1 protein-coding gene is annotated in these 902 nt (G+C 40.2%); it reads left to right on the top strand.

Features of this window, described 5'->3' with window-relative positions; genetic code table 11:
- Positions 1 to 902, top strand: a 902-nt coding sequence (locus tag ACJ2A9_RS23625) for a multicopper oxidase domain-containing protein (protein WP_441424113.1), incomplete at both ends; no start/stop codon positions are given.

Raw genomic sequence — 902 nt, 5'->3', positions numbered from 1 at the left:
TTAAGTCAAGAGCCGACACCTGTAAAAATTGAGCGTATTGGACCAAACGAAGTCAACATTGAAATGACAGCTCAAGTAACGGATATCGAAATTGCCCCTGGTATCGTTTATAATACATGGAACTTTAACGGTGAAGCTCCTGGTCCTTTACTTGTTGTACAAGAAGGTGACTGGATTAACTTCACACTTCATAATATGGATCCAGCGATTCCGCACAGTAATGACTTCCATGCGGTTCACACTGATCCAAAGACAGGCTATGCAGATGTAGCACCAAATGAAACAGGAACATTCCGTTTCCAGGCAAATTATCCAGGTGTATTCATGTATCACTGTGCAACTGACCCAGTTCTTGCCCATATCGCGAACGGAATGCACGGTGTTATCATTGTCATGCCGAAAGATGGCTATCCAACTGATGATTTAGTAGATCGCGAGTTTGTGATTATCCAAAACGACTGGTATAAATATAACGACTTAAACAACATGATGAACATGCCTCCTCGTCAAGTGACATTCTCTGCAAAGACACTTGAGTATTTAGAAGATAATGAGTTTGATGGCTATACATTTGATGGAGTAAACACTAACGGAACTGTTACATCATTAACTCCTGCTGAGCCTGAAACACTTCTTTATGCAAAACCAGGTGAAAGAGTTCGTTTCTACATTAATAACGTAGGTCCAAACCAAATCAGTTCATTCCACGTAATTGGAACCGTTATGGATGATGTTTATATTGAAGGTAACCCTGCAAACCATCTTAAAGGTTTACAAACAATTATTTTACCTGCATCAGGTGGAGCGGTTGTAGAATTTACTCTGAAAGAAGAGGGAACATATCCGTTCGTTACTCACCAATTTGATCATGTTGCCAAAGGTGCAAAAGGTGTCATCATCGT

Origin of the sequence: Anaerobacillus sp. MEB173 (assembly GCF_052119505.1) — a bacterium.
Classification (GTDB): domain Bacteria; phylum Bacillota; class Bacilli; order Bacillales; family JBJMAU01; genus JBJMAU01.
Note: the sequence above shows the minus strand (reverse complement) of the source record. Positions and strands in the feature narration are given on the sequence as shown.